Below are 19,364 nucleotides of genomic sequence, written 5' to 3'. Positions count from 1 at the left end.
GGGCGCGTTATCTGTGGCGCAAGGCGCGATCGGAATGCGCGCGGTGTTTCGCGATCCGGCATGAACCGGCGGGGTTTCAAACTTCCGAGCGCATTCCCATATGGGCATATTCATGCGAAAGACAGGTATGGCTGGTATTTCACTGTCCGTCGAGGGCAACAAGATTCAACTGTCCTTCCAGAAGGACGATCAGGCGACCGCCGTCCTGATGGATGCCGGGGCGGCGCGCACGCTCGCCTCGGCGCTCAACCAACTGCTCGACGCGCTCGACGACGACATGCTCGAGGCGCTCGAAGTGGATGAGGGCGACGGCGACGAGGAAGATGACGAGGCTCTGACCGAAGAACTCATGCGGCAATTGTCGGATGACGACGAGACGATCGAGGGGGAAGTCGTCGACGTCACCTCTCCCTCCATCGATATCGGTCTCGACGAGGACGGCCATGCCGTGATCGGTCTTCAGGCGGGACAACTGCCCCCGTTTCTCCTGCGCCTGCGCGATGACGAGGCGCGGCACATCGCTGAAAGTCTCGGCGAAATCCTTTCCGCCCCGCGCGATGCCCGCCTCTCGCAAGGCGGGCACTGACGCGCGCGGCATCCTGGCCGGAAACTCACAATCCGAGGCCGACACGCTCCTCGAAGATGATCCGCTTCGTCTCACCGATCGGGAAGGTGACTTCGAGGGAGAGGTCGTCCGTCTCGCCGATGACGACGAGGTTGGACCGGTCCATCGGCGGCGGCGGGGCGTCGTCCTGATCAGCGACGGCGATGGAGCGTGGTTGCAGAGACTGCGACCAGCAATAGAATTCGCGCACATCGCGATCACCCCGCGTCAGGCTGCGGTCCTGCATGCAGGTAATGGTCTCGTCGGCGATCTCGAAACGTGCCTCGCCGTTCGACAGATCGACATTGTCGATGCGGTGGCGGCTTTCGCCCTCGCCGGCGACGAGCACGTCGATCGTGCCCGCGACCGTCAACTGCGTCGCATCCTCTGCGGGAAGCTCCGGCGCGTCGACGGTGATCTCGATCCAGCCGTCGCGACCGCCAATGCTGAAATCGTCACGGCGCAGGAAGCCGAATGCGGCACCGGGAGGCGAGGGGTCACGCCAGGTCAGGCCCGGCGGGGCGCGAAACGGCTCGGTCTGGTCCTCTTCTGCGGGCCCGTGTTCGACGAGCAGCGAATGTCCCGTATCGTCTTCGAGTCGGGTCATGCGCGAGTCGCGACCGAGCCCGACCACATGCGCCGGCGGCACCGCGATACGGATGCTCATCTGCGTCCGCGCCGGGAGCATGGCATCGGCGGCAATCGGCCGCGACAGTGTGAGCCCCGTCACGGCGATCTCGGCGTCTGACGTTGCGTCAGGCTGGGCCATGGCCGTGCCGGGCATGGCGGCAAGCAGGGGAAAGAGTGCGATTTGGCCTGCGATTTGACGTGCGATCCTCATCCGGCATCTCCTCGTCTGCCGACGGCCCACGCATCCCTCATGCATTCAGCGTGTCGGGACGAATGGCGAAGCGGCGCTGTTTCGAATTGCGCCCAGTCAACCATTGTCGCGGGAAATGGTTCAGATCGCGCTCATGCCCCGGCGCTGGCGACGGGGCGATTGCGCCCCCGCATCGATTGCTGCGCGCGCTCGAGCACGTCCATCACCGCCAGCGCCTCGGTGGGGCCGGTCATCGGCTCGGAGCCGTCGCGGATACAATCGAGGAAATGGGCGCATTCGGCCAGAAGCGGTTCGTTCTGCGTGATTTCGACCGGGACCGGCTCGGCGCGCACGACCTGCGGACTGGCGCCGTCGAGGCAGACCTGATGCGGATAGATCTGGAGTTTGCGTTCCCAGGGCAGGGTGTCGTCGAACACGGCCATTGCCTGCGAGCCGATCACGCTGAGGCGGTGCTCCTTGTAGGGATGCAGCCAGGACACGTGGATCAGCGCCATCTCACCACCGGCGAAGCCCAGCCGCAGCGTCACCGCATCGGCGATCGCGTCGCGCAGATGCCCCTCCCCATGGGCGTCGATATGGTCCGGCGCCGCGCCGACGAGGCCGAGCGTCATCGAAACATCGTGTGGAGCGAGGCACCACAGCGCATCTTCCTCGCGTCGCACGGCGCCGAGATTGAGCCGGTTGGCATTGATGCGCTGCAGGCGGCCGAGCGCGCCCGCGCCCACGAGCTCCTTCAGCTTGCGATAGGCCGGGTGGAATTGCAGGATATGGCCGGTCATCATCACCCGCGACGCATCACGCGCCGCTGCGACGATCGCGACGGCTTCACCGTGATCGAGCGTCACCGGTTTCTCGATGAAGACATGCTTGCCCCGGGCGATCGCTGCGAGGGCCAGATCCTTGTGCCCCGAAGGTGGTGTCGCGATCACGATGGCGTCGATGTCGGGGGCGGCGAGAGCCTGCTCGACGGACATGGCGCGGCAACCGAACAGGGCCACCAGCGATTCGATGGTATCGGCATTGTTGTCGACAACCGCTTCCAGCGCGCCGAGTTGCGCGAAGCAGCGCACGATGTTGCGCCCCCAGGCGCCGCATCCGATCACGGCCACACGTGGCTGGTCGGCGCGCGGCCCGTTTGTGCTCTCAAACGACATGACTGACTTTCGTTCCGGTAATTGTTCGCGTCACGCGCAAAACCGCGCGAGCGGCGTCTTCATGCGCCCTGATGCGGAAAAATTCAACCATCTGCGGATGCGGCGCCGACGCCCCGCGCGCCGGCCTGCGGCGCGCGATCCTGCAGGCAGCACCGGGCCCCTGCTTTCGCCACGCGCGCTCCCGCAGCGTTGGGATACGTTCAAGTCTCTGCTTACGTTCAGAGATTCACGAATCCTCGGATATGGGTTTACACAATTTTTGATAAAATTTAATGATCAATTGGCTGATACTTGATCTGTTTGCTGCCCCCGGCGTATCAGCACATATCAGCAGCCAGCGAAATGCATCACGATGACAGACAATACCGGCTCAGGCGCATGGATCGCCAAGCAGAGACGTTATCGCCATATTGCCGATACGTTGCGTGAAGCCATACTCTCCGGTGAGTATCGCCCCGGCGACCGCCTGCCTACGGAACGGGAACTGGCCCAGCAATTCACCGTGTCGCGGTCTTGCGTGCGCGAGGCCTTGCTGGCGCTGGAGATCCAGGATCTCGTGAACATCCGTGTCGGCTCCGGCGTTTATGTCAGCGAACGCGCCGCGCCGATGGCGACGCCTTTCGCGGCTGATGCGGCGGAACCGCGTGTCGCCGATATCCTCAATGCACGCCTGATGTTCCAGCCGGAAATGTGCGCCGTTGCCGCACTCAACGCGACGCAGGACGACATTCACGCGCTGCAACTGCGCCATCGTGCGATCACGTCCGAAATCCATACCTGCGACGTGGCCGCGCGCCTCTATCGCGATTTTCATCTCGCCATCGCCCGCGCCACGCACAACCCGTTTGCCCACGGCCTGATGCTGAGCATCTGGCAGGCGGCAAGGGCCCATCCGGAATGGGAAAAGCTTCGGCTGCTTCTGCAATCGGGCGAGCGGCAGGTCCGCTGGCGCGAGGAGCATGAGACGATCCTCGCCGCGCTGGAGAGACGCCATCGCGGCGAGGCGCGCGCGGCCATGCGCAGCCATGTCGAAAACATCATCGCCATCATCGACGAAGCCGATATGTTGTGATCCGGGCGAAATGCTCCGGCAAGGTGCCGATCCGCCTATGAAGACCTGCATCTTGCGGCTGCGCGGCTGCGATGATTTGCTGACAGGAACGGTCAGTGAAGGTGCTCGCACGCCTTCGCGCAACAACAAGCGACGAGACGAGGAAACCCGTTATGGCGCAAGACGTAAACCGCCGCTGGCTGCTGGCGGAATATCCGCAGGGCATGCCGAGCACGCAGACCTGGCGCATGGAAGAGGCGCCGCGTCCCGAGCCGGGGCCGGGGCAGATCCTGATCAGGGTCAGGTATCTCTCCGTCGATCCCTATATGCGCGGGCGCATCAGCCCGGCCAGGGGTTATACCAAGGGCGTGGAGATCGGCGAGCTGATGCAGGGCGGCGGTGTCGGCGAAGTCGTCACCTCCAACCATCCCGACTGGAAGCCGGGTGATATCGCCGAATCCATGGGCGTGGGCTGGCAGGAATATGCGGTGCTCACCCCCGACAGTGACGGGCGCGGCGGGGTCAACCGCATCGACCCGGCTTTGGCGCCGATCCAGAGTTCGCTGTCCTGGCTCGGCATGCCGGGCATGACGGCCTATTTCGGGCTCTATGATGTCGGGCGCCCGCGTCCCGGCGACACTTTGGTGGTCTCGGCGGCTTCCGGCGCCGTGGGTCAGCTCGTCGGCCAGCTGGCGAAACAGGCCGGCTGCCGCGTCGTCGGCATTGCCGGGCGCGACGACAAGCTGGCCTGGTGCAGCGAGATCGGCTTCGATGCGGTGATCAACCATCGCAGTGAGCAGGATCTCACCGGCGCCGTGGCGAAAGCCTGCCCGCAAGGTGTCGATATCTTCTTCGACAACACCGCCGGCCCGATCCACGATGCGGTGATGAAGAACCTCGCCAACCATGCCCGCGTCATCCAGTGCGGTCGCATCGCGCTGGCCGACAAGGCCGGTCAGCCGGATATGGGCGAGCGCTTCATGGGGCATCTCATCGTCACCCGCGCCAGCATCCACGGCTTTCTCGTCTTCGACTGGTGGCACCGCCGCGACGAGGCCCTGACCCGCCTCGCGGCCCTGGCCCGGGAGGGCGGCATCGCCACGCGCGAGGATGTGCTCGACGGCATCGAATCCATGCCCGAGGCCTTCATGCGCCTGATGGAGGGCCGGAATTTCGGCAAGCAGCTCGTGCGCCTTGGCGGCTGAGGCGATGACCGGGAGGCGGTCGCTCAGGCCGCCGCTGCCGGCGGCGTGCCCCTTGCGCCCCTTGCGCCCCTTGCCTCCCGTGCCTCCCGGAAGGAGATCAGCCGGCGTGATTCCTCGTCCCAGAGCACGAGCTTCACGCATCCAAGGCTTTCGCGAAAGCCGATCCGGTTGGTATCCTGCAAGGCCGGAAAATCGCGCAGCACCTCCGGCAGGCGGTAGAACGGCACCTTGCTCGACAGATGATGCACGTGGTGGATACCGATATTGCCGGTGAACCATTGCATGATCGGCGGCAGGTCATAATGCGAACTGCCGTGCAGGGCGGCGTTCTGGTGGTTCCACTCCCGGCCTTGTGACCAGTGGGTCTCCTCGAACTGGTGCTGGATATAGAACAGCCATACCCCCGCCGTGGCCGCGATCAGGATGATCGGGCCCTGGACCAGCAGGAACGGGCCGAGGCCGACCAGCCAGATCAGCAGGGCGGCCATGCCCCCGATGCAGGCATTTGTGGCCAGCGTCGAGATCCAGGGCTCCCAGCCGCTGCGCATCAGGCCGACAGGCAACCGGTACTGGCAGATGAACAGCCAGGCCGGCCCGAGGCCGAACATCACCAGCGGATTCCGGTACAGCCAGTAGCGCAGCCGCCCTGCACGCGAGCGCGCGCGGTATTCCGCGACGGTCAGTGTGTCGACATCGCCGATGCCGCGCTGGTCGAGATTGCCGGCGCTGGCGTGGTGGACCGCATGCGTGCGGCGCCAGTAATCATAGGGCGTGAAGGTCAACACCCCGATGGCGCGCCCGATCCAGTCATTCAGTGCGCGCCGCGAGAACAGCGCTCCGTGCCCGCAATCATGCTGCAGCATGAACATGCGCACGAGCAGCCCCGCCGCCGGCACGGCCAGGATCGGCCCGGCCCACCAATACCCGTTCGTCACCAACAGCGCCGCGACGCTCCACAACGCCACGAACGGCACGGCGGTGACGAGGATTTCAAACGCGCCACGGCGGTTGTCGGGCTGGCGGTAGCGGGCGAGCGCCACGTTCCAGGAGCGCGGGGTCGCAGTGGTCCCGCGGGCAGTATCGTCGTTCGACAAGAAATATCCAATCCCAGGGGCAGGCCGCTGGCGCAGAAAGGCCGATGTTCACTTCCATCTAGCCTAATTTGCGCAAAGGTAAATGCCATAATCGTCCCCCGGCCCCGATATGCGGGCAACGCACCAGCGCTTGCGTCTGCTCCGGGCCGTCAATGCAGCGCGCTCTCCCCTCTCCCTCGTGGAGAGGTGCCGGGGGTGAGGGGCGGTCGTGGTAATTCTCCAACGTCGATGACGTCCGCCCGCTTCATCACCGCCGTGATTTATTCTGATGGTCCAAAACGTCACCCATCTTGCCGGTTTGGACCGACGCAGAGCACACGCCCTGGCCTCCCTCCCCAGCGGGGAGGGAATGAGGGTGGGGAGGGCGGTGAATGAAAAGCGTCGACGACGCGGATTTCATGATCCGGGTTGACCCCACCCTTGATCCCGCGCCTTAGGGGAGGGAAAGCGCGCGCTTCATGAGGCGTCCGCTCTGGCCTGCTTAGCTGGTAGAACGGGAGTTGTGCGTGCCCTGCGCGGCGCATCGGCGACCGACAGAAGTCATTGCATCAGATGGGGTTGCTTTCACGGCCCGATCGGCTATCCCGTTTGCGGTCGAGGCTTTTGCAGCACGCGCGGTGACGGAGAATTTCCATGCGCATCACGATGATCGGTACGGGCTATGTCGGGCTCGTCTCTGGGGCCTGCTTCGCCGATTTTGGGCACGAAGTGGTCTGTGTCGACAAGGATGAGCGCAAGATTGCCATGCTGCAGGCGGGCGAGATGCCGATCTACGAGCCGGGGCTCGCGGAGCTCGTGGCACGCAACGTCGCCCAGAAACGGCTTTCCTTCACCACCGAGCTTGCGCCCGCCGTGGCGCAGGCCGAAGCGGTCTTCATCGGCGTGGGCACGCCCTCGCGCCGGGGCGACGGCCATGCCGATCTGACCTATGTCTACGCCGCCGCCCGCGAGATCGCCCATGCGATGGAGGGTTTTACGGTGATCGTGACCAAATCCACCGTACCCGTCGGCACCGGCGACGAGGTCGAGCGCATCATCCGCGAGGAGCGTCCGGATGCGGATTTCGCGGTGGTCTCCAACCCGGAATTCCTGCGTGAAGGCGCCGCGATCAGCGATTTCAAGCGGCCCGACCGCATCGTCATCGGCATCGAGGATGAGCGCGCCCGCGAACCAATGATCCAGGCCTATCGCCCGCTGCATCTCAACCATTCGCCGATGCTCTTCACCGGGCGGCGCACGGCCGAGCTGACGAAATATGCCGGCAACGCCTTTCTCGCCACCAAGATCACCTTCATCAACGAGATCGCGGATCTGTGCGAGAAGGTCGGCGCGAATGTCCAGGATGTCGCCCGCGGCATCGGCCTCGATAACCGCATCGGCTCGAAATTCCTGCATGCCGGTCCCGGCTTCGGCGGCTCCTGCTTCCCCAAGGATACGCTGGCCCTGATCAAGACCGCGCAGGACAATGACGCGCCGATCCGCATCGTCGAGACGGTCGCGGCGGTCAACGATACGCGCAAACGCGCCATGGGCCGCAAGGTCGTCAAGGCCTGCGGCGGCGACGTCCACGGCAAGCGTATTGCCATTCTCGGCCTGACCTTCAAGCCCAATACCGACGACATGCGCGATTCGCCCGCCATCGCCATCATCCGCACGCTTCAGGATATGGGCGCAAGGGTGACGGCCTATGATCCTGAGGGGATCGAACAGGCAAGACAGGTGCTTGATGATGTCACTTACGCCGACGATCCCTATTCCTGCACCGAGGGCGCCGATGCGCTCGTCATCGTCACCGAATGGGACGCCTTCCGTGCCCTCGATCTCGGGCGCATGAAGGCGCTCATGAAGGCGCCGGTCCTGGTCGATCTGCGCAATATCTACCGCGCCGACGACGTCGCGGCGCTCGGTTTCAGCTATACGAGCGTCGGGCGCTGAGACGGCCAGCGCCGCGCTTGTCGGAACGCGTATCCGCACCCGCGCACTCGACGGATTGCCTGCGTCATTGTATACAAAGCCCTGAATTGTGAGGACGCTGATGCGATATGGCGTCGATCAGGCAGGCAGGGAGCGCCCCATGGCAGAAGTCACGCTCGTCGAGGTCGCCCCGCGCGACGGCATCCAGAACGAACCGACAATCCTTGATCGTGCGATGAAACAGGCCCTGATCGGCAAGCTCGTGGCCGCCGGGCTGCGCCGCATCGAGGTAACGAGCTTCGTCAATCCCAAACGCGTCCCGCAAATGGCTGGCGCCGGCGACCTCGTTTCGGCTTTGCGTGATGATCCCGCCATGGCTGTCGCGAAACCGTCCCTTTCAGCGCTCGCGCTCAACCTGCGCGGTGCGCGTGAAGCCATCGCGGCGGGTGTGGACGAGGTGACCTATGTCGTCGTTGCCAGTGAGACCTTCAACCAGCGCAACCAGGGCGTCCCGATCGCCGAGACACTGGCGCAATGGCGCGATGTCCGCGCGGCGGCTCGCGAGGCCGGCTGCATGACGAGCCTCACCATTGCCGCCGCTTTCGGCTGTCCCTTCGAGGGCGAGGTCGATCCGGGCCGCCCGGCCGCCATCGCCGCCGAACTCGCGGCGGCGGATGCGCTGCCGGACGAGATCGCGCTGGCCGATACGATCGGCGTCGCCGCGCCCGGCGACGTGACCACCCGCTTCGCCCTGCTGCGGGAGGCTTTGCCGGACCTGCCCCTGCGCGCGCATTTCCACAATACCCGTAATACCGGTCTCGCCAATGCCGTGACTGCAATCGCATCCGGCGTCACGGCGCTCGACGCCTCCGTCGGCGGTTTCGGCGGCTGCCCCTTCGCGCCGGCGGCGACCGGCAACGTGCCGAGTGAGGATCTCACCTACATGCTGCAGCGCATGGGGCATCTGGGCGGCATCGATCTCGACGCGCTGATCGCCACGGGCAACTGGCTCGGCGAGCAGCTCGGCAAGCAGCCGCCCGCCCTGCTCGGTCGCGCCGGCACCTTCCCCGGAAATCTCGGCAAGGCTGCCTGATCGGGCACAAATTGGATACAATCTCGATGGAATCTGATAGCGGAGTCCGGTCATGAACGACAGCCGTGAGCGCAATTACGCCGGCGTATTCGACAACCGCCTCGGCTTCGGGGCACGACCGGCGCTGATCGTGATCGATTTCCTGCAGGGCTACACCAGCCCCGGCGCTCCGCTCTTTGCCGAAGGCGTCGTGCGCGCGGTCGATGAGAGCGTGGCGCTGATCGCGGCTGCGCGCGTGGCCGGGCTTCCGGTCATCCATACCCGCGTGCTCTTCCATGCTTCCGGTCTGGATGGCGGCCTGTTCGCGCGCAAGGTCCCGGTTCTGCGCAGCCTTGTGCCAGGGGAGCCACTGGCGGAATTCGACCCGCGCGTTGCGCCGCAGGAAGACGAGTTGGTCATCGTCAAGAATTATGCAAGCGCGTTCTTCGGCACGAGCCTCGCCGCAACGCTCACGGCGGCGGGCATCGACACCGCCATCCTGATCGGCTGCTCGACCAGCGGCTGCATCCGCGCCACCGCCATCGACGCGATCCAGCACGGGTTCCGCCCGATCGTGCCACGCGAATGCGTCGGCGATCGCCATGACGGGCCGCATGAGGCCAACCTCTTCGATATCAACGCAAAGTATGGTGATGTGGTCGACAAGGCCGAGGTGCTGTCATACCTCGCACAGCGCTTTGCAGGCGACGCCTGATCCGGGGACGAAGCCGGACGGGCATTGCGCATGCGCGAAGTCATGCCCGCCTCATTCGCGCCCGCCGGGAATGCGCGGCCTCAGGTGCTGCCATCGGGATCATCGCGCCCCTCGATCATGGGGCGTTGCGCGACGATGGCGGCATTGACGAAATCCAGGAAGGCGCGCACCCGGGCGGCGTGGCGCAGATCGGGATGGGTGAGCACCCATAACCCGGCGGAGAAATCCTCCCGTGGCGGGGCAAGGCGCACCAGATCGGGGTTCTGCCCGGCGATGAAGCAGGGCAGGGGGCCGAGCCCGGCCCGCGCGCCGATGGCCTCGGCGAGGCCGAGCACCGTGTTCACCCGGTAGACAATATGCTCCGGGGCAACGTGTTCGGCGATGTAGCGCGTCACCTTGAGTCCGGCGAGATTGTCGCCCAGCGAGACCCAGCGCTTCGCGAACAGATCGATCAGATCGACAGCAGAAGGGTCGGGTACATCCGCGCGATGCGCATAGAGCGCCCAGGCAATTGTCGCGACGCGCCGTCCGACCAGCGTTTCCGGCGGGTTGTCGGTGGCGCGAATGGCGACATCGGCATCGCGCTTCGACAGGTTCAGCGCCTGGTTGGCGAGCACCACGTCGAGGCGAATCTCGGGATAGGCGCGCGTGAACGCGGCAAAGATCGGCGTCAGCAGATGCACCAGGAGCGAATCATTGGTCGTGACCCGCAATTCGCCTGCCGGTGCGATCGACTGGCCGGCGAGCCGGCGCGTGAAAGCGGCGACATCCTCGTCCATGCGCTCGGCCAGCGCCGCCATCTCCTCACCCGCCGTGGTCAGGACATAGCCGGTGCGGTGACGCTCGAACAGCTTGACCTGCAAGGTGTCTTCGAGCTGGCCAAGGCGGCGGAAGACCGTCGAATGATTGACGCCAAGCACTTCTGCCGCGCCGGTCAGACCGCGTGATTCGGCGATGATGCGCACGAGGCGGAATTCATCCCAGGGGATCTGCTGGGGAAGTGTCATTTCTTGCATCCATGCAATTTGAGTCTTACCAGGATAGCTATTTTATTGCGGTGTGGAAAGATTAAATGAGGAGTGACAAACCCACATCACAGGAGCCAGCCAATGGCACGCGTTCTCGTTCTCTATTATTCTTCCTATGGCCATATCGAAACGATGGCTGGCGCCGTGGCGGAGGGCGCCCGCGAAGCCGGGGCCGAGGTCACCATCAAGCGTGTCCCGGAGCTGGTGCCGCAGGAGGTTGCGCAGCAAAGCGGTTACAAGCTCGACCAGGCGGCGCCGATCGCGACCGTGGAAGAACTCGCCGATTACGACGCGGTGATCTTCGGCACCGGGACGCGTTTCGGCAACATGACCGCGCAGATGAAGAACTTCATCGACCAGGCCGGCGGGCTCTGGGCGCAGGGCAAGCTGATCGGCAAGGTCGGCGCGGTCTTCACCTCGACCGCGACGCAGCATGGCGGCCAGGAATCGACCATCCTGAGCTTCCATACCGTTCTCCTGCATCTCGGCTTCGTCATCGTCGGCCTGCCCTACAGCTTTACCGGTCAGATGGGCTATGACGAAGTGATGGGCAATTCGCCCTATGGTGCCTCGACCATCGCCGGCGGCGACGGCTCGCGTCAGCCTTCGCAGGTCGAGCTCGACGGTGCGCGTTTTCAGGGCCGGCATGTGGCGGAAATCGCAGCGAAACTCGCGGGTTGAGGCTGGTTCAACCGCGATCGGCGGCGGCGCGGCGCAGGCGATCCATGATCGCCGCGCCAAGACCATGCTCCGGAATGGGGGTCACGGCGATGCCGGCGGCCCCCGTTTCGTCAAGCGCGCGCATGGCGCCGAAGAGATTGGCCGCAGCCTCGCGCAGATCGCCGCTTTCGCTCAGATTTCTCGCCGCGACCGCTTCGTCGATGCCGCGCGGGGAGACCGTTCCAAAGAGCAGCGCCGCCTCGTCCGGTTCGATCGTCTCTGCGTTCAGCCGTACCCGCGCGCGCGGGGCGTAATGGCTCGTCAGCATGCCCGGCGCGACCGGCGCAGACGGCGCGCCGGATGCAGATGAATCATCGGCCAAGGCAAATCCGAGTACCGCCTCGAGCGCCTCGCGCGACACACCGCCGGGCCGCAACAGGCGCGGCGCCCCGCCGAGGCAGGCAATGATGGTGGATTCGAGCCCGACCCGCGTCTCGCCGCCATCGAGAATCGCGGCGATCCTGCCGGCCATATCATGCGCCACATGGGCCGCTTCGGTTGGGCTGATCCGCCCGGACGGGTTGGCGGAGGGGGCGGCAAGCGGCCTGTCGACGGCGCGCAGGAGTGCCGTCGCCACCGGATGATCGGGAACGCGCAAGGCGATGCTCGGCAGGCCGGCGCGGGCGAGATCGCTGACGCGGGCGGTCTCGGCCAGCGGCACCACCAGGGTCAGCGGGCCCGGCCAGAAGGCCTCGGCGAGGCGGCGGGCATGTGCGTCGAACACGCCCTCGCGGACGGCGCCGGCGAAATCGGCGCAATGGGCGATCAGCGGATTGAAGCGCGGGCGCCCCTTCGCCTCGTAGATCCCGGCCACGGCACGTGCATCCGTGGCATCGGCGGCAAGCCCGTAGACCGTTTCCGTCGGCAGTGCGACGCAGGCCCCGGCGCGCACGAGAGTCGCCGCCCGCGCGATGCCGGCATCATCGCCGAAGAGCATCTCGGTCGTAAAGGTGGCCGGGGCTGACGGTTCGGTCGTCGCGAAGCGGTTCGGCGTCGTCAAAGTGCTGTTCATCCTCTGGGCTGTATGTTCGTTTCCGGCTTCCTGTTTGAAGCATGCGCGTCACCGGTTACGATCGTCACGAGGAGTGATTCGATGCTCACGACCCACGATCTGGCGAATCGGCCGCTCAGCCTGACGATCACCGATGATGATGGCGGCACCGAGACGGTCTCGGTGCGCGCTGACGCGCAAGGTGCGGTCAGCATGACGTGCAGCTGCCGCCGCTATGCCGCCGAGGGCTGGTGCCGGCACCTCGTCGATCTCGCCTGCATGCGCCTGCGCGATTGCGGCATCACCGATCCGGATGTCGACGCCCGTTTCGAGGAAGTCGTCGCGGGCACGCCGCTCGAGATCGCCGCCAATGACATCGATTACCGGCTCGCGTGCGTTTCGCAACAGGCCGAGCGCGTCGCGCAGGCCTTGACCGCTGGCCCGTCCCGGGATGCGATGGAGACGCTCGCCGTGGCCGCACGTGATCTGGCGCAAGCCGCCGAGTCGGCATCCGACGCGTTGCGCCGGTTCACGCGACGTGCGGCGGGCGGCATCGACTGACGCCACCCGCAACACGGGTTTCACGCGGCTTCGACAGCGCCTTCGCCCCGGCGATCGCGCTCCTTGTTGGCCCGCTTGAGGGCGGCGGCGAGGATGGCGAGCTTCTCTTTCGTGCCGGTATTGTCGGAGGCGCCCTTCGCCCCGGCCGGGGCCGCCTTGCCGCGCATCTCGCGACGCTGGCGGTTGGCGACGTCGCGTGCCTTGTCGCGGCGATCGCGCAGTTGCCGGATCAGATCGGCGAGATCCTTGTCGGCGAGTTCCTTGATCGCGGGATGGTGGCTCTTCTCGACGAAGGCGAGTTCGTCCTTGTCGAGGGCACGTTCTTCGGTTCTGCGTGAGCGGGCCATGTCTTGCTCCTTGTTGATCCTGCGCGGTTGATGGGATGATTTCAGTCAGTCAACGCGATCTTGCCGGATGAGGTTGCGGCGCTTGCGAAAGCGATGAGCGCGATGGTGAAGGAGATCACGGCATTCCAGCCGGCCATGGAGATGCCGAGGAAGATCCAGGCGGGCTGCGAGCAGTCGATCACGCGCACCGTTTCGAGCTGGCGTCTGAAATCGTCCATGTCGGTGGCGCGTGCCGCCGCCTCGCCGCCGCAGCCGGTGGGGCCGAGAAAGACACCCATCTCGACACCGACGTGATAGAGCGCGAGCCCCGTTCCGGCGAGAAAGATCAGCCCGATCAATGCGAGGCCGGCGCGGGCGGGGCCGGGCTCCCGCGCAAGCAGGGTGATGGCGAGGGCAAGCGGGATCGCGGCGTAATACGGCCAGCGCTGATACAGGCACAACAGACAGGGCTGCAGCTCCACCACATGCTCGAACCACAAAGCTGCGGCGATCGTCGCAATGCCCATCAGCGCGATGGCGAGCGCGATGCCGCGATGGATGGCGAGGAGGCCGATAATCTGCACGAGATCACCTTCAGATCAGATAGCGCACGAGAACGAAGCCGAGCACGCCGACGACGGCCACGAGCGTCGTCAACAAGGCGAAATGGCGATCGATGAAACCGCGGATCCAGTCGCCGAAATTGTAGAGCAGCGTCGCCAGCAGAAAGAAGCGCGCGCCGCGCGTCAACAGCGAAAGCAGGATGAACATCCAGATATCGTAGGCGGCAAAGCCGGAGGTGATGGTGATCAGCTTGTAGGGGATCGGCGTGAAGCCGGCGATCATGATGGTCCAGTGGCCGTGCTCGGCAAACAGCATCCGGAAGTTCTCGGCCTTGTTCTCCAGCCCGTAGAGTTCGATCACCCAGAGCCCGACCGATTCGTAGAGCAGGGCGCCGATGAGATAACCGAACAGGCCGCCTGCAACGGAGGTGATGGTCGTGATAAAGGCATAGAAGAAGGCCTGATCGGGCCGCGCCAGTGCCATCGGAACCAGCATGGCATCCGGCGGGATCGGAAAGACGGAGCTCTCCGTGAACGAGACCGCGCCGAGACCCCACGGCGCCCATGGTCGCGCGGCGAGTGACAGGGTCCAGTAATACAGACGTCTGAGCATGATCCGTCCCCGCTGGTGCCGTTCGCGCCGGCCGGAATCGCCGCGCGAAGGTTCCTCTGTGAGCCAGCCTCCGGGCCCGGAGGCTTGTCTTAAGTGATCTGCGCGAAAATCGTAAGCGAAACCTGAAGGTTCGGTGCCATGCCGGTAAAATTCGTTGATTCGCCGGTTGTGGACGTGCTAACCGGGTGACGCGTTGCCCCTGTGGCGGAATTGGTAGACGCGCTCGACTCAAAATCGAGTTCCGCAAGGAGTGCCCGTTCGACTCGGGCCAGGGGCACCATTCTTTGCGCAGCAGGTGCTCTGCGCCTTCTTCCGCGCAAGATCCTCCGCGCAACCGGAACTCCGCAATTCCCCGCTCTGTCGGAGCGCGACCCGCTTCGTATGATACCGTCCTGCAAGAACGCTTGGGGGCATCGTCATGACGAAACGCATCGCGATCATGCAGGGGCATCCGGATCCGCAAGGCGGGCATTTCTGCCATGCGCTGGCGGAATCCTATCGCGCGGGCGCTTCAGCCGCGGGGCATGTGGCGAACATCATCGACACCGCCGCGATGGACCTGCCCCATATCCGCAACCAGGCGCAATGGAAGGCGCCGCCGACGGACGAGGCGGTCCTGCGCATGCAGGCCATTGTCGGCGCAGCCGATCATCTGGTGATCATCTACCCGCTCTGGCTGGGCGACATGCCGGCCATCCTCAAATCGGCGCTCGAACACCTCTCCTGCGGCGGTTTCGTCATGGCGATCGACGCGGACGGGCACTGGCAGCAGAAGCTGAAGGGCAAATCGGCCCGGGTGGTGGTGACGATGGGCATGCCGGCCCTGGTCTACCGGTTGTATTTCCTGTCGCATTCGCTCAAGAGTCTGGAGCGCAACATTCTCAGATTCGCCGGAATGAAGCCGGTGCGCACGACATTGATGGGGCGTGTCGAGGGGGAAGGGCGCGCGGCGCAGCGCGAGGCCTGGCTGGCGCAGATGCGCAGCCTCGGGGCCGGGGCGGCGTGAGGCAAGGCGCAGACGCGCCGGTAATACGGCGCGGGGAGCGGTCGTTTTGATGATCAACAGCGTCAACATGGCATGGCTGACCATTGCGGTCGCCGTCATCGTCTTCGCGATCAAGCTCCTCGCCTGGTGGCTGACGGGCAGCGTGGCGCTGTTTTCCGATGCGCTGGAAAGCATTGTCAACATCGTCGGCGGGAGCGTGGCGCTGGTCGCGCTGCGCATTGCCACCAAGCCGCCCGATGCCGAGCACCCTTACGGCCATCACAAGGCGGAATATTTCTCGGCGATTCTCTCCGGCGTCTTCATCATCCTCGCCGCGCTCGCGATCCTGCATGCGGCGATCAGGGGGCTGATGGATCCGCAGCCCTTGCAGGCGCCTTTGGGCGGCCTCGCCCTCGCCATCGTGGCGACCATTCTCAATGGCGGCTGGGCGCTCATGCTGCGCAAGCGGGGCCGGGCCTTGCGCTCGCCCGCGCTGCTGGCCGAGAGCGGCCATCTGATGACCGATGTCTGGACCTCGATCGGCGTCGTCGCCGGTTTCGCGCTGGTGGCCGTGACCGGCTGGCTGATCCTCGATCCGCTTGTCGCCATCGCGGTCGCGCTCAATATCCTGTGGAGCGGCTGGAAGCTGTTGCACCAATCCGCCGACGGGCTGATGGACCGCGCCGTCTCCGACGCCGAGCGCGCGCAGATCAGCGCCATCGTCACCGCGAACGGGGAGGGCGCGCTGGAAGCCCACGACCTGAAAACCCGCCACGCCGGCAGCGCCACCTTCATCGAATTCCACCTCGTCGTCCCCCGCGCCATGACCGTGGAAGAATCCCACGACATCTGCGACCGCATCGAACGCGCCATCCGCCGCGAGATCGAAGGCGCGATGATCACGATCCATGTGGAGCCGGACCCGAAGGTGGAGGAGGCGCCGTGTATTCCGATTGCGGATGGGGGTGGGTGATGGATCTGGCAGAAAATGCCCTTTGATCGCTTCGAGCCCATACTCCCGGATGCTGCAACTTGTATGAAAGCTTGTTTTTCGACAGCATAGCACCAACCGCTACAAACCGGGCCTCTTGAGAAGTTTGCTCGATTACGGAAGGCATGAAAAATGAAATTCAAGGAAAGGAACCTGAGAATTCTAGCGGAAGCTATAATCGGCGATGCTAAATACTTTCCATACCGTTCTAGTAGCTACATTACATATTTTTTCGAAGAGTGTGATATGGATTATGTACACGATGGCTCGACGCGGTGGGCGTGGGTTTCCGGTGTACTTGCTGAACTTTTGGCAGAACCAGCGTCAGGGCCATACGTTCTACCTGATCGATTTGTGCATGTTTTCCGTGTTCTCATGCATAAGGCTGACGCCGAAGAAGATGATCCCGATCGCCTCCTTGCACTCGAGCATATCAATAAGCCGTTCTCTCGCGAAGGATTTGAAGCCTACTTCGGGGAAGATAACCTCCTCTACATCAGGCACATCGGTACAAAAACAGTCTCTCATGCTGCAAATCCCCATCGACCATTTACACCCACAGAATTGGAGCGACGCGAGAATATGAGCAGATACCTCAGCAAATGCTCTGAAGACGAACTTATTGAAGAAGTGCTACTGCCACTATTTAGGCAGCTAGGCTTTCATCGCATTCAAGCAGCAGGTCACAGGGACAAGGTTCTAGAATACGGTAAAGATATTTGGATGCGATACATTCTGCCGACGCAACACGTTCTCTACTTTGGTGTCCAAGTTAAGAAAGGAAAGCTTGACGCGGCAGGGGTAAGCAAAGGCAGAAACAGAAATATCTCGGAAATTTATCAACAGGCACTAATGATGTTGGGGCACGAAATTTTTGATCCTGAGACAAGTAAGAAGGCCCTAGTGGATCACGCTTTCATTGTTTCGGGAGGCGAAATAACAAAGCAGGCTAAGAACTGGTTAGGTCAAAAACTTGATGCTACCAAGCGAAGTCAGATCATGTTCATGGATCAGGACGATATTCTCAATCTTTTTACCGTAACCAATCAACCATTGCCGTCTGGCGCGCTTCCCGACGCCTCTTACTCGTCTGGCTTAGACGACGAAATTCCCTTTTAGGTTCCGTATTTCGTATTCTGAAAGCTGACATATGTCGACGCGCAACGAACGTCCGCTCCGTCCAGCATAGCTGCACCTCGCGACAGCGATGTCCCGGGCGAGCATCAAACCCTTTTTATTTCGCCCCCCCACCCCTCACCGCACAACCACCCGCGCCCCCACCTGCACCCGGTTATACAAATCGATCACATCGATATTCCGCATGCGGATGCAGCCGGAGGAGGCGGCGCGGCCTATGCTTTCGGGTTCGTTGGTGCCGTGGATGCGGTAGAGGGTGTCGCGGTTGCCTTCATAGAGGTAGAGCGCGCGGGCGCCCATGGGATTCATCGGGCCGCCCTGCATGGCGCGGACATGGGGCCAGCGCTCGCGCATGGATTGGGTCGGACTCCAGCTCGGCCATTCGGCGCGCCGCGCGATGCGGGCGGTGCCGGTCCAGCCATAGGCTTCGTCGCCGACGGCGACACCGTAGCGGATGGCCTTGTCTTCCTCGAGGACAAGGTAGAGCAGGCGCGCGCGGGTATCGACGACGATGGTGCCGGGCTCTTCCTTGCCGCGATAATCGACCTTGTAGCGCTGGAATTTCGGCTCCAGCGGCGTATCCGGCACGAGCGCCATGAATTGCGCGTCGCGCGCCGAGACATCGGGATCCGGCACGGTCTGGAAACAACCGGCCAGGCCGAGCGAAAGGGCGATCACCGCCAGAAAGCGAAAGAGCTGCATACGCGACATGCCTCGAGAAGGAACGAACTCCCGCCAGCATGCGGGAATCACCGTTAACCAAGCATGACTGTTACTGCTGTGAGGCGGAAGCGCGAATGGTTTGTGTGCGCCTGCCATCATGTTTCGGCCACAATGTGGCTTTCCCGCCACATTCCCGGGCCCGGGCCGGCGATCGCCCCCTTCGTTTGCAGGGGGCGGCGCGCCGCGATTCGCGGGGAGGGGTTTGAGGATCGGCCGAAACCGGTTATGCAACGGCCCTGTCGTGGCGCAGGCCGGTCCGCGCCGCCGTATCCGCCGCCGTGTCTGCCGCCATGTCTGCCGGAGGCGCGCATCTTTTGCGCCATTGCCGGAGAGGCTCCTGTTCAGGATGAAGCGATGTCGCTGATCGATTCCGCCCGCAAGGTTCTGGTGCCCATCCACAAGGAGGGCTACCCCTATATCGCCATCGCCGCATTGGCGACCCTGATCCTGGCATTCATCTGGCAGCCGCTGGGCTGGATCGCGGCGATCATCACGGCCTGGGTGTGCTATTTCTTCCGCGACCCGCCGCGCGTCACACCGATCCGCGACGGTCTCGTGGTGTCGCCCGCCGACGGGACGGTCAGCATGGTCACCGTCGCCGAGCCGCCGCCGGAACTCTCTCTGGCGCCGCAGCAGATGCTGCGGATCTCGGTCTTCATGAACGTCTTCGATTGCCATGTGAACCGCTCGCCGGTCACCGGGCGTATCGTGAAGCAGGTCTACACGCCGGGCCTCTTCCTCAATGCCGAACTCGACAAGGCCAGTGACGACAACGAGCGCAACGGGCTCGTGATCGAGACCCCCGCCGCCACGATCGGCGTGGTGCAGATCGCGGGGCTGGTGGCGCGGCGCATCGTCAGCTTCGTCAAGGAGGGCGAGACGCTGGGCGCCGGTGATCGCTTCGGGCTGATCCGTTTCGGATCGCGGCTCGACATTTACCTGCCGGCGGATACGGTGGCGCTCGTCGATGTCGGCCAGACGGCGGTCGCCGGTGAGACGGTGCTTGCCGATCTGCGATCGCAAGAGCCGCAGCGACTGTTTCGCGGCAGCTGAGCGCGGGGAAGACCGGGGGCGCA

Annotated in this window: 21 protein-coding genes and 1 tRNA gene; 13 read left to right on the top strand and 9 right to left on the bottom strand. The window is 64.2% G+C overall.

What is annotated here, in order from left to right:
- The first annotated feature begins 127 nt into the window (after positions 1-127).
- Entirely contained in the window at positions 128-586 is a 459-nt protein-coding gene (locus GA0071312_RS01075) for a hypothetical protein (RefSeq protein WP_074443272.1), read from the top strand.
- 25 nt (positions 587-611) lie between these two features.
- Here the strand turns inward: GA0071312_RS01075 and GA0071312_RS01070 are convergent, their stop codons facing one another.
- Together GA0071312_RS01070 and GA0071312_RS01065 are read right to left on the bottom strand one after the other, a co-directional pair.
- Positions 612-1,445: a hypothetical protein gene (locus tag GA0071312_RS01070; protein ID WP_074443271.1), complete on the bottom strand. Its 834-nt coding sequence runs from the start codon at positions 1,443-1,445 to the stop codon at positions 612-614.
- Between the two features lie 131 nt (positions 1,446-1,576).
- Positions 1,577-2,599 carry a Gfo/Idh/MocA family protein gene (locus GA0071312_RS01065; RefSeq protein WP_074443270.1) on the bottom strand — a complete coding sequence of 341 codons (1,023 nt, stop codon included), beginning with the start codon at positions 2,597-2,599 and terminating at the stop codon, positions 1,577-1,579.
- Between the two features lie 352 nt (positions 2,600-2,951).
- On the opposite strand from GA0071312_RS01065, the gene GA0071312_RS01060 reads away from it, so the two are divergent.
- Both GA0071312_RS01060 and GA0071312_RS01055 read left to right on the top strand, forming a co-directional pair.
- On the top strand, positions 2,952-3,671 hold the full coding sequence (locus GA0071312_RS01060) for a FadR/GntR family transcriptional regulator (protein ID WP_074443269.1): 720 nt from the start codon (positions 2,952-2,954) through the stop codon (positions 3,669-3,671).
- A gap of 152 nt (positions 3,672-3,823) precedes the next feature.
- Positions 3,824-4,855: an NADP-dependent oxidoreductase gene (locus GA0071312_RS01055; protein WP_074443268.1), complete on the top strand. Its 1,032-nt coding sequence runs from the start codon at positions 3,824-3,826 to the stop codon at positions 4,853-4,855.
- A gap of 23 nt (positions 4,856-4,878) precedes the next feature.
- Here GA0071312_RS01055 and GA0071312_RS01050 read toward each other — a convergent pair whose 3' ends face one another.
- Complete coding sequence (locus GA0071312_RS01050) at positions 4,879-5,949, bottom strand: fatty acid desaturase (protein ID WP_074443267.1); 1,071 nt, start codon at positions 5,947-5,949, stop codon at positions 4,879-4,881.
- A 633-nt stretch (positions 5,950-6,582) separates the two neighbouring features.
- On the opposite strand from GA0071312_RS01050, the gene GA0071312_RS01045 reads away from it, so the two are divergent.
- The 3 genes from GA0071312_RS01045 (at position 6,583) to GA0071312_RS01035 (ending at position 9,650) form a co-directional block, all read left to right on the top strand.
- Positions 6,583-7,884, top strand: a complete 1,302-nt coding sequence (locus GA0071312_RS01045; protein ID WP_074443266.1) for a UDP-glucose dehydrogenase family protein — start codon at positions 6,583-6,585, stop codon at positions 7,882-7,884.
- Positions 7,885-8,023: 139 nt separating this feature from the next.
- A complete protein-coding gene (locus GA0071312_RS01040; protein ID WP_074443265.1) occupies positions 8,024-8,956 on the top strand; it encodes a hydroxymethylglutaryl-CoA lyase in 933 nt (310 codons plus the stop codon).
- 52 nt (positions 8,957-9,008) lie between these two features.
- Positions 9,009-9,650 carry an N-carbamoylsarcosine amidohydrolase gene (locus tag GA0071312_RS01035; protein WP_074443264.1) on the top strand — a complete coding sequence of 214 codons (642 nt, stop codon included), beginning with the start codon at positions 9,009-9,011 and terminating at the stop codon, positions 9,648-9,650.
- A gap of 80 nt (positions 9,651-9,730) precedes the next feature.
- Here GA0071312_RS01035 and GA0071312_RS01030 read toward each other — a convergent pair whose 3' ends face one another.
- Positions 9,731-10,657 (bottom strand): LysR family transcriptional regulator, encoded by a 927-nt coding sequence (locus GA0071312_RS01030; protein WP_074443263.1) that lies wholly within the window; start codon positions 10,655-10,657, stop codon positions 9,731-9,733.
- A gap of 102 nt (positions 10,658-10,759) precedes the next feature.
- Between GA0071312_RS01030 and wrbA the strand changes: the two genes are divergently transcribed.
- Complete coding sequence (gene wrbA / locus GA0071312_RS01025; RefSeq protein ID WP_074443262.1) at positions 10,760-11,359, top strand: NAD(P)H:quinone oxidoreductase; 600 nt, start codon at positions 10,760-10,762, stop codon at positions 11,357-11,359.
- Positions 11,360-11,366: 7 nt separating this feature from the next.
- On the opposite strand, the gene GA0071312_RS01020 is transcribed toward wrbA, so the two are convergent.
- Positions 11,367-12,335: an L-threonylcarbamoyladenylate synthase gene (locus GA0071312_RS01020; RefSeq protein ID WP_074444087.1), complete on the bottom strand. Its 969-nt coding sequence runs from the start codon at positions 12,333-12,335 to the stop codon at positions 11,367-11,369.
- Positions 12,336-12,491: 156 nt separating this feature from the next.
- Between GA0071312_RS01020 and GA0071312_RS01015 the strand changes: the two genes are divergently transcribed.
- Complete coding sequence (locus GA0071312_RS01015; RefSeq protein WP_074443261.1) at positions 12,492-12,950, top strand: hypothetical protein; 459 nt, start codon at positions 12,492-12,494, stop codon at positions 12,948-12,950.
- 20 nt (positions 12,951-12,970) lie between these two features.
- Here the strand turns inward: GA0071312_RS01015 and GA0071312_RS01010 are convergent, their stop codons facing one another.
- Genes GA0071312_RS01010 through GA0071312_RS01000 form a run of 3 tightly spaced genes read right to left on the bottom strand, consistent with a single transcriptional unit; the run spans position 12,971 to position 14,452 of the window.
- Positions 12,971-13,297, bottom strand: coding sequence for a hypothetical protein (locus GA0071312_RS01010; RefSeq protein WP_074443260.1), 327 nt, complete (start codon positions 13,295-13,297; stop codon positions 12,971-12,973).
- Between the two features lie 41 nt (positions 13,298-13,338).
- On the bottom strand, positions 13,339-13,860 hold the full coding sequence (locus tag GA0071312_RS01005; RefSeq protein ID WP_238947044.1) for a disulfide bond formation protein B: 522 nt from the start codon (positions 13,858-13,860) through the stop codon (positions 13,339-13,341).
- Between the two features lie 10 nt (positions 13,861-13,870).
- Positions 13,871-14,452 (bottom strand): YqaA family protein, encoded by a 582-nt coding sequence (locus GA0071312_RS01000; protein ID WP_074443259.1) that lies wholly within the window; start codon positions 14,450-14,452, stop codon positions 13,871-13,873.
- A gap of 195 nt (positions 14,453-14,647) precedes the next feature.
- On the opposite strand from GA0071312_RS01000, the gene GA0071312_RS00995 reads away from it, so the two are divergent.
- The 4 genes from GA0071312_RS00995 to GA0071312_RS00980 all read left to right on the top strand — a co-directional run bounded on the left by GA0071312_RS00995 (position 14,648) and on the right by GA0071312_RS00980 (position 17,547).
- Positions 14,648-14,732, top strand: a tRNA-Leu gene (locus GA0071312_RS00995).
- 138 nt (positions 14,733-14,870) lie between these two features.
- Complete coding sequence (locus GA0071312_RS00990; RefSeq protein WP_074443258.1) at positions 14,871-15,458, top strand: NAD(P)H-dependent oxidoreductase; 588 nt, start codon at positions 14,871-14,873, stop codon at positions 15,456-15,458.
- A gap of 49 nt (positions 15,459-15,507) precedes the next feature.
- The gene (locus GA0071312_RS00985) at positions 15,508-16,410 is read left to right on the top strand and encodes a cation diffusion facilitator family transporter (RefSeq protein WP_074443257.1); all 903 of its coding nucleotides are present in this window, start codon (positions 15,508-15,510) and stop codon (positions 16,408-16,410) included.
- A 150-nt stretch (positions 16,411-16,560) separates the two neighbouring features.
- Positions 16,561-17,547 (top strand): PDDEXK family nuclease, encoded by a 987-nt coding sequence (locus tag GA0071312_RS00980; protein WP_074443256.1) that lies wholly within the window; start codon positions 16,561-16,563, stop codon positions 17,545-17,547.
- A 135-nt stretch (positions 17,548-17,682) separates the two neighbouring features.
- On the opposite strand, the gene GA0071312_RS00975 is transcribed toward GA0071312_RS00980, so the two are convergent.
- Positions 17,683-18,267, bottom strand: a complete 585-nt coding sequence (locus GA0071312_RS00975) for a L,D-transpeptidase (RefSeq protein WP_074444085.1) — start codon at positions 18,265-18,267, stop codon at positions 17,683-17,685.
- 63 nt (positions 18,268-18,330) lie between these two features.
- On the opposite strand from GA0071312_RS00975, the gene GA0071312_RS00970 reads away from it, so the two are divergent.
- Positions 18,331-19,341 carry a phosphatidylserine decarboxylase gene (locus tag GA0071312_RS00970; protein ID WP_338056780.1) on the top strand — a complete coding sequence of 337 codons (1,011 nt, stop codon included), beginning with the start codon at positions 18,331-18,333 and terminating at the stop codon, positions 19,339-19,341.
- Positions 19,342-19,364 lie beyond the last annotated feature (23 nt).

The organism is Saliniramus fredricksonii (assembly GCF_900094735.1).
Taxonomy (GTDB): Bacteria; Pseudomonadota; Alphaproteobacteria; order Rhizobiales; family Beijerinckiaceae; genus Saliniramus; species Saliniramus fredricksonii.
Note: the sequence above shows the minus strand (reverse complement) of the source record. Positions and strands in the feature narration are given on the sequence as shown.